We start from the raw sequence: 323 nt of genomic DNA on the forward strand, positions 1-323 counted from the left end.
GCGAACGTGGCGGTGACTTCAGAGAAGATGCCGAACGCCGGCAGCACCAGGATGTACACCTCCGGATGGCCCCAGGCCCACACCAGGTTCACGTACATCATCGGGTTGCCACCCAGCGAGATCAGTACCTTCAGGTTCGGGTACTTGGCCTTGAGCTGCTTGAGCTGGTTCCAGTTGCCGCGCAGCGGCTGGTCCCAGGTATCGGCGCTGCCGCTGACGGAATGCCCAAGTTCCCGCGCCAGGGCGGCCACGCCGCCCATGAAGGTGCCGGCAATTGCAAGGATATGTACGCTGCTCATGACCGAGGATTGTGACCGATGACG

1 protein-coding gene is annotated in these 323 nt (G+C 62.5%); it reads right to left on the reverse strand.

All coding sequences use genetic code 11. The features are described from left to right. On the reverse strand, positions 1 to 260 hold a 260-nt coding region (locus ABGA94_RS10740), incomplete at its 3' end, for a cbb3-type cytochrome c oxidase subunit I (protein ID WP_375367251.1). Positions 261 to 323: the final 63 nt, after the last annotated feature.

This window comes from Stenotrophomonas sp. 3diitr2024 (assembly GCF_042136455.1).
Classification (GTDB): Bacteria; Pseudomonadota; Gammaproteobacteria; order Xanthomonadales; family Xanthomonadaceae; genus Stenotrophomonas; species Stenotrophomonas sepilia.